This is a genomic window from Acinetobacter sp. Ver3, from assembly GCF_000632455.1.
In the GTDB taxonomy this organism is placed as follows: Bacteria; Pseudomonadota; Gammaproteobacteria; order Pseudomonadales; family Moraxellaceae; genus Acinetobacter.
On sequence record NZ_JFYL01000066.1, the window covers coordinates 1 to 14,226 of the forward strand.

Here is a 14,226-nt window from a genome sequence, read left to right on the forward strand (position 1 = left end):
GTNTTTTTTTATAGACCGTTGATATTCACTTTCAAATCTTTCACAGATGTACCAATAGCCCCAAAGCTCCCCATTGAGCCATTCGCTAAACCATTAAAGACCGTCGGACTACTCGCCCCCTCACGTCCCAACATCACATTGTTGAGACCAACATTCATTTTACTAGATTGTCCTGTATTTCCGATGTAAATACCTGAAGGTGCAACACCTGCATGGAAACCAGATAATGAAAAACCATTGTTTTGATCAGTAGCTTTAGCCTGAAAATCGAATTTTGCAGAAGAATTACCAGATACAAATGCAATAGGACAGCCTGAGCCTGTGCCACAGATTGATTGAATTGCGCCTCCAAACTGGACCATGTAGCCTTGTGGCACATTGCCTAATTGAACATTGATTTGAGGACGTTGGGATTGATTTAATGTAATTTCAAAGTTTCGATCAGTACTGCCTATTTCTAAAATTTTAGCGACGCCAGGCACCAATTGCTTCAGATCATTATAAATCGATTTAGTTTGCGTAGTACCAGACACCTGATTACTGCTGGCGATATAGAGTGCGAATGGACTCAATTTAAACCCAGTAATTTGCTCCGCAAAAGTGATACCTATATTGGCATATGGCGTGCCATTGCCTCCGTCTGTATCAATTTTTGCATTGATTGTAGACGAACCAGGGGTATGACCTAAAAATTGAACCTGAATTGGATTACCAGTTGGACCTGCGACCACTAAGCCAGCAGCTTGTGAATAATTTTTTCCTAATATTGGATCTTTAATTCCGTCTTGATCAATGATCGCAGCCTGTGTGAACTGGATCTTATCCATTCCAATACCAATGCTGATCCCATCTTGACCAGTAGTAGATGAAAGAGACTGATCATCTAATGGTTGCATAGCAAAACACGGGAATCCCACCGCAGTGGTCAAAATAAGCAAACTGAATCGTTTTGTTTTTATCATATTCATGAGTCTATCCCTCAACTTTCCATATTTACTTATTAATTTCGAGGTGTAATGCGCAATTCACTATTCAAGCGACCGCCAGTAATAGCCAATTCGCCTAAACGAGCGCCAGCACCTACAGTTGGAGGATAGAAGTTGATGTCTCTTGCTCTAAAAACACCCGAAGTTGTCTTTTGAGGATTGAACATCAAGGCAGCATTCACACCTAATTGTCCCGCACCATTTTGATCTTTACTAACAACCAATGCATTATTAAATGCAATTTTACCTGTCAAACGGTCTAAACCAAGTGTTGAACCATTATGAGGATCGGTAATTTGGAAGGTGTTATTGTCACCTTTCAATTCTAATTCACCTACAAAAGATAAGTTCTGACCATCTTCAGCAGCATTATTTGGAATTAAAGAAAAATCAACATCACCACCAAGACGTGATTTCACCACAAACATCACATCATCAGCTAAAGCAAAATTGTTATCTGGTGATGAACTTCGCGTAGCACATCCTGCTGCTCCACTATTTAATTTACAGGTTTTATAAATGGTACCTGGCAGATATCCCGCAGCAACTTCTGTTGATAGAACAATCAACATATCGCGCAAGCTGACATTTACACTACCATTTTCTACGCCCATATTTCCTGTACCCTTCGCGTACAGATCAATATTACGTAAACCCATATAGTAATCGGTTGATGTTCCCGTATCTCCACTGCCTACCTTACCTCCATCAACCACTAAAATTGACGTGGTTTTATTACCTAGCGCTTGACCATTAGCTCGGTCTACCCCAGAGGTACTCATTGCAAAAGACAAACCAATTCTTGAGGTATTACCCGTTGTAGCAATCATGTTTTTAACAACATCGGAGCCTGCTAAAGTGTAATAAAAAGCTTGATCTGCACGAACTGATGTTCCATATAGAGCAAGATTGGCATTCAGATTATAAAAAGGCAGTGCCAAACCCCACTCATTTTTAACATTTGTATTCGCAAACAAGTTAGCTGCTGGTGTTCCTGCACTATTGGTAAAACGTCCACGGCGGGAAATAGACTGAAATTCAGCACCACGAATCGCAGCAATCAAGCTGTATGGATTATCACCTGTTACTGCATTATGAATTTGGTGCTGATAATCAGTTGCTAAGGTTAAATAACTTCCATTACCAAAACGACTTTTTTGGAACACTTCGTTTTCAGGTAAGCGCAGTGTTTTTGTATCGGCTAAATTGAGATACACATTACCACTGTCAAAAGATGCTCGAGTATTTGGTCTTAACCCTGTTAAGTTACTAAACTCAAAACCGTATGCATTTAGACCTGCCCCACCAATTTCTAAAGTCGTTGCTTGTCCATCACTTCCGAGCATTGAATCATTGTCTTTGGTAAAGTCAGCTTTCATACGGAATCCGATTCCAGAATCACCAATTACACTATTACTAGATGAAGCTGTTGGACTATTGGCATTTCCTAGAACACTTTCATTGCCTTTTGTACCACGAAATTGCAACGATGAATTGACCATTCGCCCGCTGGCACCTACACGTATGAGACCTTTAGCTCCTTGAGGATTATTCGTATTGCTATTTAAAGCATATGGGTCATTTGAACTCACGTTCTTATTCAACATTACTTCAATATTTAGACCTGAGTTTGTTGTTTCACCCTCAGCACCTGACTTACCATTGCCATAGGTTCCTGTGTTAATAAATCCTGCTTTTTTTGAAGCCGAATTTGCAACACGGTTTAAATCCACATAACCCAAATTATCATTAGGCGTACTACTCATACCGGCAACATTATCTGTCGACCCTGTACGTGTATTCGACTGCATTCTCAATCCCTCAACTTCATCCACAAACATGGCACCACGTGCTTTGAAGTTGAAATTGAAGTTGTTTAAAACAAGTTGGTTGAGTTGGTTTCGTGCGTCAGTCAGCCCTAAATAGATATTGGCATTTTTAATCCCTAGTGCGATTTCGCTAAGGTTCTCTTTGCTGAATAATCCGTGAATCGTTCTAAGTGATAAATCAGTATTCGAAGTGGTTTGTAAAGCCAATTGACCCATTGAAAAACTACAACGGCTTGAACTCTCGTTATCACAAATTCTGAGATTATTCATGGTCACTAAAGCTGGTGTCACACTGGCATTGAAGTCTAAACCTGCTTGGTTCGCATTGCTTCCAGCATTAATTTTAATATCTGCGCCTAATGTTTGATTAGTGACATTACTTTTTCGAATAGAGACATTATCTGCTGTTGCCTGCAATGTATTATTGGTTGCTCCACTACTGCCACGACCAGCTTGATCTTGCCAATAGACCTGATCCATGTTGGCTTCAGTCAATGTTGTCGAGATATGCACACCATTTTGACCATTGACATTTCGCAAAGCTTCGTCATGCATCACTTCTAAAGCCATGGCATGACCGCTTGCAAGCAAGATACTCAGGCTTAATGCATTCATAACCAGCAATGAGCTGTGATTATATTTTTTATTGTTCATCACATTTCCTTATGCATGTCTAATTTCAACAACGCTGGTGACTGCCGTCACAACCAAACATCATGACTTTACCCTGAACAGCTAAATTACCATTCATTTTTAAACCCATAAAACCAGTTTCTCGCCCATGGTCATATGCAGAACGAGGAGCGTTAGATGAATCATAACGTGTCACTTGCAGGTAACCATAGTCAGCAGGACTTGTTCCTACACCCTCAGTGGTGGCATTGCTGGTAAATTTATCCTGACCAAAAGCCAAAGCATCAAAACCAAAATTACGAATTTGAATTGGCTTAGATGGATCAAAGCTCAGTTGCATCGCTGCTTTAAGCTGATCAGTACCAGAATCATTTTTATAGCTGAGATCTACACCATCCAAGCCAATCTTTTGAATATTTAGAGTGCCCTGAATCCCTTTAAAAACAAGCCATAATTTAAAACCATCTGTACTACTTGCTTGACCATCTTTGATATAGCGATTATTGACAGCAAGCGCGAGACGACAATATTCCGCATCCTTACACAGTGCATCATCAAACACATAACGTTGAACATTATTCTCAGTCACTAACTTTTGGTTTAAAGAAAGTTTTAATGAGAGATCAGCTCCAGCTTGTCCTTCAACATTTTTTAAAGCTTCATCTGACATGGGCTCAAGTGCATAAGTCATTGATGCTATAACACTGAATAGGACAGCGACTAATGAATTTTTCATGAATGCTCTCCTATAATCCTTTTGTGGTGATTTTCATATGCTGAATAAGAACACCATCAATGACCGCAGAACCCATATTTTTAAAATTTGATGCTGGCAATGCGGCATTAGGCGTTTGGGGAATTGGATTGACTGCACCAAAACTTATACCTACTGCATCTGATCCTTTATAAGCACTTAAAGTATTATTCGCAGCGTTATAAGAAGTACTTCCAATAGTGATACTGCTATGTGTTGCATTCGTCCCTTGATAGCCATTCAAACCATTGTTACCACATTTATAAAAGTTACAGGTTGAGCCCGCATATTCTGTCGAGTTTGGATTGCTATAATCTGTGTATATTTTTTTATAAATTTCAGGTTTATTTGGAATACGCGTGAGTTCCAAACTAAAGTTTTTACCATCAGAGCCTAGAATCAAAGGCTGATAGAGTGAACCCAATACGATATTGGCATTCAAATTATGAATAAAGATACCCTCATTGGCATCAAATACTGGTGCCAGAGTATTGTTGATGGCAGGGGATTGTAAATTAGGAGTGTCTGATGTTTCACGCGTACTCAGTCTAAGAATATTGGCTGTTTTATTCCCCGTCGTCAGATTTTGACCATCACCTGAGTTCAAACGCACAAGTCCAGCAACACCCAAGGTGTTGTTATAAAATGCACTCATGCCTGCTTGGTTACTTGCACCATTTAAAGTTTGAAAGATTTTTATATTACTTCCATTAATGGAAAAATTATTCCAAATGGCCTGTAAACGTAGTCGATTAGCACGATCCGCATTACTCGTTCCTGCTTTTTCACCCAATTGGTAAAGTAGTGGATCCCCTTCTTTACGAGAAGGATCAAGAACAAAAGCATCCGCCCACATGGCCATCTTCAATCTGTAAGCATCAAGACCATTGGCTGCATCCGTAGGACGAACTGTGTCCATTAATGGAGCTTCAAGCGTCAAGAATGGAACCTGACAGCTAGGATCATTACTTATACATGTTTTATTTAAATCAAAATTTGGAACCTGATTTTCAGTACCGACTCGAAGTAGCCATGGATTGGTTGCTGTTCCCCATGATCCTATACGTGCATCTTTGTCTGTTGCAGCTAAGCGCGTATTGTGATTATTATCAGATTTAGATAACGCGAGACCATACACGAACAAATCAGCCTTACCCACGGAATGATCTTCTGACCCTACTGTTCCATTTTTATTGGTATCCAATGCCGCATCTGTTAAAGGACCCACTGGAATGAGATGAATATATCCAGTATCTTTTTGGCGATTCATTAAATCTGCCGCAGTTGAATTTTCCCCTTGAAAAACAAAATAAGCATCTTGAGGAATCATGGCGACACCCTCACCAGTCGTCGCACTTAAATTTTCATCCGAAAGAGGCTGCAATGCATAGACCGAAACCGTAGTAAGCGTCATTAAACTTGCAAGTAAAGTCTGATTAAATATGTTCGTATAATTAAGTGCCATCTCGACCTTCCCGTATACGATGCCTTGCACCATATTTATATTTTTAATTGTTCAGAGAAGAATTCCATGCTTCTCTTTTAATATTAAGATTACATCACAGTTTATAGTATATAAATGAAGTAGAATTTGCAAAAAATTGCGATTGGGTTGGCATTTTTTCCGATAAATGAATAAATTCAATTTTTCAAATACTTATAAAAAAAGCAAACTCATTGAGTTTGCTTTTTGCATGAAGTCTTACAATTCAATACTTAGGTTTTAGGTAAAGTTACACCTGTTTGACCTTGATATTTTCCACCACGATCTTTATAAGATGTTTCGCACACTTCATCAGACTCAAAGAACAACATTTGAGCAACACCTTCACCAGCATAAATACGTGCAGGTAAATTGGTTGTATTTGAAAATTCCAAGGTCACATGACCTTCCCACTCAGGTTCAAGTGGCGTCACGTTTACAATAATACCGCAACGCGCATAGGTTGATTTACCTAAACACACCGTCAAGACATTACGTGGGATACGGAAGTATTCTACTGTACGAGCAAGTGCAAATGAGTTAGGTGGAATAATACACACGTCAGCTTCGATATCGATAAAACTTTTATCATCGAAATTTTTTGGGTCAACAATAGCAGAGTGAACGTTTGTGAACACTTTGAACTCACGCGCACAACGAACATCATAACCATAGCTTGAAACGCCATATGAAATGAGTTTTTGACCATTTTCGTCTAAACGAACTTGGTTTTCTGCATACGGTTCAATCATGCCGTGTTTTTCGCTCATTTCGCGAATCCAACGATCAGACTTAATTGCCATTTATTTATTCCCAGAATACATATTCAATTACTGCGCTGTACTTTAACTGAAAACCCCGTCAATGGAAATAACCCACGATTTGTATTCCTATTCAGTCTGCTGCGGTGAATCATCTTAAAGACTTAACAATGCCGAATAACTCATTGGAATTGAGAAACTCATCAGGACTAAGGATGCTGTTTTTTGCATATTGGACTGGTTTAACCATTTAATTTTATTATTGGCTAACAGCGACCCAATGAGTGTCCAAATAAAAGCGATGGGTAGGATCAATAAAATAAACATCAACATGTGCGCAATATAATAATCTACACTCACCCAAACAATTGCAGGGAAAATAGCCGAGGCAAAAAGCAAAGCTTTAGGATTGAGTAAAGTTGCACAGAATAATTCAGAAGCCTTGATGGTGGGCTGATTCAACTGATGTTCTACGTTGGCAGTGCGCCATAATTTGATGGCCAGATAGATAATATAGAATGAACTAAATAATTTTAATATCACTGGCAAAATTGGCAAATGAGTGGTGACACGACCAATTAAAAATCCCCATGCAGTGATGGCAATAAGATAACCTAATGCTTCCGCGGGTATTAAGCGAAATGACTTTTTAATACCTACCTGTATGCCTGAAGATGCAAGTAAAGTATTGGTTGGTCCGGGTGTGAATAAAATCGTGGTAACCAACGCAATAAAGAGCCATGAAATCATAGGATGACCTCGCTGATAATGCGCTCAGATTAATCAGGATTATTTCAATTGGCAAAATATTATTTGTGTGTAAATTTCTCAAGAATGAAACACAATTTTTTTTGTAATATTTTTCATCAGGTTAGTTTGTCATTTAAATTATAACTCTGAAGTCACACAATGTAATCGAAACGAAAAACATGATGTACTCTTGCAAAAATGCTTATAGCACGTTCTTCATCGATGAAATTCAGCATCACAGTCCATTCACGCTGTGATGCTGAGTTCAAGCATTAATTTGACTGTTGTTCAGCTTCTTGAACCTGAATATTTAAAGATTTCTTTTGGAATTCTTTAGGATAATCAACATAAGGAATAATGGCAGCAGAAGCTGTCGTTGACAGAATGAGAGAAATCATAACCATCTTCATTGCAGTGATTGAACGCATTTCTATACCCATATAACGTGAAATTTCACAAAATATTTTAGGTAGAAAAATTAGAGTAAATAATCCTAAAACGACGAACGGTCAACAATAAAACCTGCCTAAGTAAGACTTAGACAGGTTTAACATTGAGTCTTTTCAAATACTTAGAAAATCCGACTTTGATCTCTTTCAGCTTTAGGCAATGCAGCTGCAATCTTCTGTGCAATTTCAATATAACTATCTGCTGCATCATCACCAATCAATACAGATGGTTTACCTTCATCGGCATGCTCTCGGATTTTCGCATTCAATGGTAAACGTCCAAGTAATGGAATATCGTATTGTTCCGATAACTTATCGCCACCTCCAGTACCAAAGATTTGCTCTTCATGGCCACAGTTTGAACAAATATGTGTCGACATATTTTCCACCACGCCCATCACAGGAATTTGAACACGGTTAAATAATTCAATACCTTTGGTCGCATCCATCAATGCGACATTTTGTGGTGTCGTCACGATCACTGCACCGGTCACTGGAATACGTTGTGCCAGAGTTAATTGAATATCCCCTGTTCCTGGTGGCATGTCGATCATTAATACATCAAGATCAGGCCAAAGGGTTTGGTTGAACAGTTGCATCAATGCGCCTGTTGCTTTTGGACCACGCCAAGCCACAGGAGTATTGTGATCTCCTGTCAGATGACCAATTGACAACACCGCCATACCAAAAGCATCCAACGGTACAAAATGTTCTGCCTCGATCATTGGGGTTTTACCGGCATTGCCAAGCATCGTTGGGATACTTGGACCATAGATATCTGCATCCAACACACCTACTTTCAGCCCGAGCTTTTGTAATGCCAGAGCTAAATTTACCGTAGTGGTTGATTTCCCTACACCACCCTTACCTGACGAAACTAAAATCACGTTCTGGATACGTGGATGCTTAGGTACATCACGTTGCTGTGGTGCAGCTTTTTGAATCGGGGCTTCTTCTTGTTGAGGTTGGTAATTCGCATTCGCTTGTTTTACCTCATCTTGGCTTGCAGATGCATCTACAACAGGAGGCAGATTGGATTTTGGGGCTTCGGCTTTTTTGCTTGAACAGCTTTCACCTGCTGCATGGTTGTGCCCACAACCACCTTGTTGTTGAGCATGACTTCCTGTTTTCTGCTGAATGACATGCATATTCAGCTCTTTAATCCCACACTTTTCCAAAGCATCAGCGAGTTCATCGTGAATTTGCTGTAACTGATCTTTTTCACTTGGCACGGTATTAATGGTAATTTGCAGTACATCACCTTCAACATTGACCTGTGTGATTCGATCTTTCAAAAAATTGTCAGAATTCGGCAAAACGTAGTGTTGTAATACGTGTTGTACAGCCTCTTCATTCACCTCCTTTGAGGGTGAAAAAACAGATTTGAGTGAAGAAAGCCACGACATACCGTACTCCAAGTCTGGACAGAAACTGATAAAGGAATAGTTTAACGAGAAATATCAACAAGGTTAAGCAACAATATATTGATCCCCCGTTTGATTAGAAATATGTTAGTCGAATTCCAACTAAATTAGTCAGCTTTTTTATTATTTTTATTGGCGTATTGCGAATGCTGTCATTGATACACTCTATAAACTTGATTTCACTGTTAAACGCCTTGATTCATGTTGCAAGTGATTCATGCTTTCAACAAATAGCAACACAATAGCGAATTTTTTAACATTAAAATTGAAAAGAATATAAAACCAAGATAACACTTCGATATGTCTTTAAAACAAAGAAATCTGAAACTTAAATTAAAAACATGCTCAATAACTGCCTTAATGAGCACAATGCTCCTTCTACCAATTTTAGGCTATGCCGCCAATGAATCCCGAAGTTTTCGTACTCCTTCAGGACAAATCATCAGCTTAGGTGACTCTTATGCAAAATTAAGCTCACACATGAAGCAGACGCCGACTTCAACACAACATTATGAATGGAAAGAAGGAAAAAATCGTTTTACGGCTTATAGCTATACCTACGAATTTCATGATCTGATTTACACCTTTACTGTGGTGAATAATGAAATTAGAAAAATCGAATGGATTAGAAAAAATTAAAAAAAAGCTCATCTGATGATGAGCTTTTTTGTGATCAATTTACTTTTTCAGTTGATCAATTTTCTCTGATGCTTTTGCTTTAAGATCCGCAAATTTTTCACTCGCTTGATCTTTCAGGTCATGCAATTTATCTGCTGCTTGCTCTTTTAAATCTACCGCTTTATGTTTTAAATCATCTAAAGTTGAATGCGCTTCAGAAGAATTATGCTGCGTGTCATGTTTTAGATCATTCAGTTTTTTTTCACCTTCAAGCTTGGCTTCTGCTGCACCATGCTTCACTTGATCCAATGCTTTCTCGCCTTTCAGCTCAGCTTCTTTCGCCTTTAATTTCAGATCATCGCCGAGTTCTGAAGCTTTGTTTTTTAAGTCATCAATTTTATTATTCGACATCTTCAATCCTCTTTATCGCTTTGATAGTGAATCTTAGTTATATCGAAGATTTGCAGTGCTCATCGTAAATGTTTCGAATCACTACAATTTCTCACATGATGATGTAGAACAACACTACGCTGTAACTTTTGAGTTGAAAATGATGAATTTAGGAGCGAATATTCGACATAAAGTTCAATGCAGAAAACAACCAAATAAATAAAATAAAGCTTCGTGCTTGTGTGAAATGCTCGACATCCGTGCCATGCAAAATATTATGACGTGTCGCGGTCACATTCGAGCTTGAATCCATTTTATAAGCCGCGAGTTCTGCAAAGTATGGATTAAGCTCAATGGCAATCTTAGATTTATGCCAAAGGCTCTTAATTTCATTGCCTTTCAAACCTGGTACAATTTTATAAACATCGACTAACTTGGTGCCATTTTGCTTTAAGAAACCTTGTTGAATCAGTACGTCTGTCAGTAACCCTTCAAGTTGGGCATAGAGTAATGGTACACAACCTGCATAACAGCCGAGTTTATACATTTTAAAAGCTTCGATAATCACAGGACGACGCAAGGCTTTATTCTGCTCATCGATCTGCATAGCATCGAAAGTGGTCAATACATCTTTTTGAAAAGCTTCAGTGTTAATAACATCAAGTAAGTTAAAACTTTGCACATCTTCATAAGCATAAATTTGTTGCCAAAAGTGCATCAGGTTTAACGCATCATTGGCAACTTTCGAGCCGACAGGTTGATCCAACTGATCGGCAAGCACATTAAAATATTCATCTTGCTGGGCAAGTTCACGTAAATGATTAACTAAAAGTGTATGTTCGCCTTGCGAGATTTGATCAAGATAATCCTGTGCCTGATTAAGAATTTGCTTACCCAGAGTTGGTAAGCCCTGCACATTCGATTTGATGCGTTTTACAGGTTGCTCATCTTCATAATCATCATACATGGTCAAACACTCAGGTGAATAGCAGGATATCTATTATCCCTGATAAGTCTGTAACAAAGTAGCCTTTCCAGGTGCTCTAGCTTTGACAATAAATAAGAATTCATCAAAAGGCTTATGCAAGTCTCGCCTATCTCATGTAAAATTATCGCCCATTGCATAAAATACGAATGAGAGAGTCAGATCCGTGCGTAATATCTTAGTCACTAACGCCCTTCCATACGCCAATGGCCCGATCCATATGGGTCACTTACTGGGTTATATCCAAGCAGATATTTGGGTACGTGCGATGCGTGCAATGGGTCATAACGTGACTTATGTCTGCGCGGACGATGCTCACGGCACAGCAATTATGCTACGTGCTGAAGCCAACGGTATTACTCCAGAACAGCAAATTGCCAATGTACAAAAAGAACATGAGCGTGACTTTGCCGGCTTCAAGGTTGATTTCGATCATTACGATTCAACCAACAGCGCTGAAAACCAAGCACGTGCTTCTGAGATTTATATTAAGAACCGTGAAGCCGGCAATATTGCAGTTCGTCCTGTAACCCAGTTGTTCGACCCTGAAAAAGGTATGTTCTTATCTGACCGTTTCATTAAAGGTACATGCCCGAAATGTAAAGCGGAAGATCAGTACGGCGATTCATGCGAAGTGTGTGGTACAACGTATAACGCAACAGAATTGTTAAATCCAAAATCGACTTTAAGCGGTGCGACTCCTGTTGAGAAATCTTCAGATCACTACTTCTTTAAACTACCGAACTTTGGTGAATACCTACAAAAATGGACACGTGACGAAGGTCGTTTACCTGTGTCGATTGCCAACAAGTTAGATGAATGGTTTGAAGCAGGTTTGTCGGATTGGGATATTTCTCGTGATGCGCCATATTTTGGTTTTGAAATTCCTGATGCACCAAATAAATATTTTTATGTTTGGGTCGATGCGCCAATCGGCTATATGTCGAGCTTTGAAAACTACATCAAAACCAAGCGTCCTGACTTAAGCTTTGATGATTATTGGAAAAAAGATTCTAAAAATGAGGTGTATCACTTCATTGGTAAAGACATCGTGTATTTCCACGCATTGTTCTGGCCTGCAATGCTTGAAGGTGCCAACTACCGTACACCGACAAGCCTATTCGTAAACGGTTTCTTGACTGTAAATGGTCAGAAGATGTCTAAATCTCGTGGTACGTTCATTAAAGCGGAAACGTATTTAAAGCATTTAAACCCTGAATATTTACGTTACTACTTTGCGTCTAAACTTTCTGACAAAGTTGAAGATTCTGACTTAAACCTTGATGATTTCGTTCAAAAAGTGAATTCTGACCTTGTTGGTAAAGTGGTGAACATCGCAAGTCGTTGTGCGAAATTCATTAACACGAAATTTGACAATAAATTGTCTGCGACTTGTGCAGAGCCTGAGTTGGTTCAAAGCTTTATTGATGCTGGTGATTCAATTGCGCAAGCATACGAATCACGTGAATTCTCAACTGCAATCCGTGAAATCATGGCGCTTGCGGATAAAGCCAACCAATACATCGATGAGAAAAAGCCTTGGGCACTTGCGAAAATTGAGGGCGAAGAACAACAAGTTCATGACGTATGTTCTGTCGGTATTAACCTATTCCGTCAATTGGCGGTGTACCTTGCACCTGTACTTCCAACTTTGGCAGATCAAGTTCAAGCATTCTTACAATTAGACAGCTTCAACTTTGAATCTCGTAAGCAAGTTTTGGTTGCACATGAAATCGCATTGTTCCAACCATTAATGCAACGTGTAGATCCAAAAGCTGTGGCTGCAATGGTCGATGCATCTAAAGATTCTTTAGCTGCACCTGCGGAAGCACCAAAAGCTGAAAAGAAAAAAGAGAAAGCCAAAGAGAAGAAAGCTGAGCCGAGAGTAGGTGAAGCTGAAATTATCGGTATCGAAGACTTTATGAAAGTTGACCTACGTGTGGCTGAAGTTCTTGAAGCTGCAACGGTTGAAGGTTCTGACAAACTTCTTCAATTGACATTAAATGTTGGCGAAGCTGAGCCACGTAACGTATTTAGTGGTATTCGTGAGTTCTACAAACCTGAAGACTTAAAAGGCAAATTGGTGGTGATGGTGGCAAACCTTGCTCCACGTAAGATGCGTTTTGGTATTTCAAATGGTATGGTGTTAGCTGCGGGTAATGGCGACGGTGTTTGGGTGATTTCGCCTGAATCTGGTGCTAAACCAGGTGATAAAGTGTCTTAATTATTGATTAAGATGAGAGAAAGCCTCTACTGATGTAGGGGCTTTTTTATTTTACCTCTCCCTAGCCCTCTCCTAAAAGGAGAGGGAAATTCTTTTTAAACTCCAAAGCCATATTCAATCAGATGGCTTGCGACATGGATGTCGCCCGTTCGTTAGGGGCACACGGAAGTGCCCTCTAACGAACAAAGGGGTTTTGTTACTTTTGACCCGACAAAAGTAAAATCGTACAACAATATAATTTTTCGATATAATAATTTAGAGATATCACATAAATTAATTAAAAATGAAATATGATATAGATAAAACATTAAGTAGACTTAGTCATCTTTCACAAATTGGGTTACTTTTAGCTGCGATATTTACGATTTGGTATACCGTAGTTCCACTCTATGGAAAAGCTGTTTTAGAAGAACAAGTCGCTGAAAAAACTATAGAATTAAAAAATATAAACGAGCAAATTTCTAAACAGTATTCACAACTTAAAAAAAATTATATTAAAGATCTAAATATCACTTATAAGTTTCAATGTGTTCTTAAGCCTTTATCAAAAATTTCAAATTATAACGATCGTCTGAATTTCGATGTAGCACCATGTTTAAATAAAGTGAATGATTTAACTCTTAAAAAGAGTTTATTAAATGAAAATGATAAACAACAATTTACTTTAGCCCATACAATGATTTTAAATAATTTAGAAAGTACTAGAAAAAAAACTAAGCAAGAATTTCAAAAAATTGAGGATATAGGAATCAATGAAATACATTTGCTGCCAGAAATACAAGGATACAGTAAAGAAGCATTTGAGTTTACTAAAGATACGGCTAAATTATTAGGTGAACCTTATCCTTATAAAGAAGAGTTTGAAGCTCGAAAATCTCAGGCTAAACGTGATTTATATTCTAAATATATCGATGAATTATCAAACTTAATTAATATTAAA

Annotated in this window: 12 protein-coding genes and 1 pseudogene; 3 read left to right on the forward strand and 10 right to left on the reverse strand. The window is 38.6% G+C overall.

Annotated elements, in window-relative coordinates:
- Positions 1-8: 8 nt before the first annotated feature.
- The 8 genes and pseudogenes from CL42_RS13305 to apbC all read right to left on the reverse strand — a co-directional run bounded on the left by CL42_RS13305 (position 9) and on the right by apbC (position 9,051).
- On the reverse strand, positions 9-968 hold the full coding sequence (locus CL42_RS13305) for a DUF6160 family protein (RefSeq protein ID WP_228133288.1): 960 nt from the start codon (positions 966-968) through the stop codon (positions 9-11).
- A 32-nt stretch (positions 969-1,000) separates the two neighbouring features.
- On the reverse strand, positions 1,001-3,469 hold the full coding sequence (locus CL42_RS13310; protein ID WP_035269548.1) for a DUF6160 family protein: 2,469 nt from the start codon (positions 3,467-3,469) through the stop codon (positions 1,001-1,003).
- A gap of 25 nt (positions 3,470-3,494) precedes the next feature.
- A complete protein-coding gene (locus CL42_RS13315; protein WP_035269552.1) occupies positions 3,495-4,184 on the reverse strand; it encodes a hypothetical protein in 690 nt (229 codons plus the stop codon).
- Between the two features lie 106 nt (positions 4,185-4,290).
- Positions 4,291-5,700, reverse strand: a pseudogene (locus CL42_RS13320) (hypothetical protein); the annotation flags it as partial.
- A 218-nt stretch (positions 5,701-5,918) separates the two neighbouring features.
- Positions 5,919-6,488 (reverse strand): dCTP deaminase, encoded by a 570-nt coding sequence (gene dcd, locus CL42_RS13325; RefSeq protein WP_004694514.1) that lies wholly within the window; start codon positions 6,486-6,488, stop codon positions 5,919-5,921.
- A 114-nt stretch (positions 6,489-6,602) separates the two neighbouring features.
- The gene (locus CL42_RS13330; protein ID WP_035269555.1) at positions 6,603-7,196 is read right to left on the reverse strand and encodes a LysE family translocator; all 594 of its coding nucleotides are present in this window, start codon (positions 7,194-7,196) and stop codon (positions 6,603-6,605) included.
- A 272-nt stretch (positions 7,197-7,468) separates the two neighbouring features.
- Positions 7,469-7,624: a hypothetical protein gene (locus tag CL42_RS17070; RefSeq protein ID WP_155756999.1), complete on the reverse strand. Its 156-nt coding sequence runs from the start codon at positions 7,622-7,624 to the stop codon at positions 7,469-7,471.
- Positions 7,625-7,767: 143 nt separating this feature from the next.
- Positions 7,768-9,051, reverse strand: a complete 1,284-nt coding sequence (gene apbC, locus CL42_RS13335; protein WP_035269557.1) for an iron-sulfur cluster carrier protein ApbC — start codon at positions 9,049-9,051, stop codon at positions 7,768-7,770.
- Positions 9,052-9,438: 387 nt separating this feature from the next.
- Between apbC and CL42_RS13340 the strand changes: the two genes are divergently transcribed.
- Positions 9,439-9,708, forward strand: coding sequence for a hypothetical protein (locus CL42_RS13340; RefSeq protein WP_051586621.1), 270 nt, complete (start codon positions 9,439-9,441; stop codon positions 9,706-9,708).
- A 39-nt stretch (positions 9,709-9,747) separates the two neighbouring features.
- Here the strand turns inward: CL42_RS13340 and CL42_RS13345 are convergent, their stop codons facing one another.
- Positions 9,748-10,098, reverse strand: coding sequence for a hypothetical protein (locus tag CL42_RS13345; protein ID WP_035269559.1), 351 nt, complete (start codon positions 10,096-10,098; stop codon positions 9,748-9,750).
- Between the two features lie 148 nt (positions 10,099-10,246).
- Entirely contained in the window at positions 10,247-11,044 is a 798-nt protein-coding gene (locus CL42_RS13350; protein WP_035269566.1) for a hypothetical protein, read from the reverse strand.
- A gap of 184 nt (positions 11,045-11,228) precedes the next feature.
- Here CL42_RS13350 and metG point away from each other — a divergent pair, with 184 nt between their 5' ends.
- Together metG and CL42_RS13360 are read left to right on the forward strand one after the other, a co-directional pair.
- Complete coding sequence (gene metG, locus CL42_RS13355) at positions 11,229-13,286, forward strand: methionine--tRNA ligase (RefSeq protein ID WP_035269568.1); 2,058 nt, start codon at positions 11,229-11,231, stop codon at positions 13,284-13,286.
- A 283-nt stretch (positions 13,287-13,569) separates the two neighbouring features.
- A partial coding sequence (locus CL42_RS13360; protein WP_035269571.1) for a hypothetical protein occupies positions 13,570-14,226 on the forward strand: 657 nt, incomplete at its 3' end.

Excerpts from the sequence above, each read along its gene's own strand:
- CL42_RS13310 (WP_035269548.1), bottom strand. The coding sequence starts at position 3,469 with ATGAACAATAAAAAATATAATCACAGCTCATTGCTGGTTATGAATGCA.
- CL42_RS13345 (WP_035269559.1), bottom strand. The coding sequence starts at position 10,098 with ATGTCGAATAATAAAATTGATGACTTAAAAAACAAAGCTTCAGAACTC.
- apbC (WP_035269557.1), bottom strand. The coding sequence starts at position 9,051 with ATGTCGTGGCTTTCTTCACTCAAATCTGTTTTTTCACCCTCAAAGGAG.
- CL42_RS17070 (WP_155756999.1), bottom strand. The coding sequence starts at position 7,624 with ATGCGTTCAATCACTGCAATGAAGATGGTTATGATTTCTCTCATTCTG.
- dcd (WP_004694514.1), bottom strand. The coding sequence starts at position 6,488 with ATGGCAATTAAGTCTGATCGTTGGATTCGCGAAATGAGCGAAAAACAC.
- CL42_RS13330 (WP_035269555.1), bottom strand. The coding sequence starts at position 7,196 with ATGATTTCATGGCTCTTTATTGCGTTGGTTACCACGATTTTATTCACA.
- CL42_RS13350 (WP_035269566.1), bottom strand. The coding sequence starts at position 11,044 with ATGTATGATGATTATGAAGATGAGCAACCTGTAAAACGCATCAAATCG.
- CL42_RS13340 (WP_051586621.1), top strand. The coding sequence starts at position 9,439 with ATGCTCCTTCTACCAATTTTAGGCTATGCCGCCAATGAATCCCGAAGT.
- CL42_RS13305 (WP_228133288.1), bottom strand. The coding sequence starts at position 968 with ATGAATATGATAAAAACAAAACGATTCAGTTTGCTTATTTTGACCACT.
- CL42_RS13315 (WP_035269552.1), bottom strand. The coding sequence starts at position 4,184 with ATGAAAAATTCATTAGTCGCTGTCCTATTCAGTGTTATAGCATCAATG.